At 71.2% G+C, this 337-nt stretch carries 1 protein-coding gene; it reads right to left on the reverse strand.

Translation table 11 applies throughout. The features are described from left to right. Nucleotides 1-337 (reverse strand): lyase family protein (locus ACLZOT_RS50935; protein WP_416976109.1); only part of this gene is annotated, 337 nt, incomplete at both ends.

Consider the following 337-nt stretch of genomic DNA (forward strand, 5'->3'; position numbering starts at 1 on the left):
CTTGCGCTCCAGCGACGCCGCCAGGTGCTCCAGCGCAGGGACCAGGTCGCCGGTCACCGCGGCGGTCGCGGCGATGTGCAGCGAGGAGGGGAAGACGTCGTTGGAGGACTGGCTGGCGTTGACGTGGTCGTTGGGGTGCACGTCGCGGCCCAGGCGCTCGGTGGCCAGGGTCGCGAGGACCTCGTTGGTGTTCATGTTGGACGAGGTGCCGGACCCCGTCTGGAACACGTCGACCGGGAAGTGCTCGTCCCACCGGCCCTCGGCGACCTCGTCCGCCGCCTCCCGGATCGCGGCGGCGACGTCCTCGTCCAGGACTCCCAGCTCGGCGTTGACCTTC

The organism is Streptomyces sp. 4F14 (genome assembly GCF_048159485.1).
GTDB lineage: Bacteria > Actinomycetota > Actinomycetes > Streptomycetales > Streptomycetaceae > Streptomyces.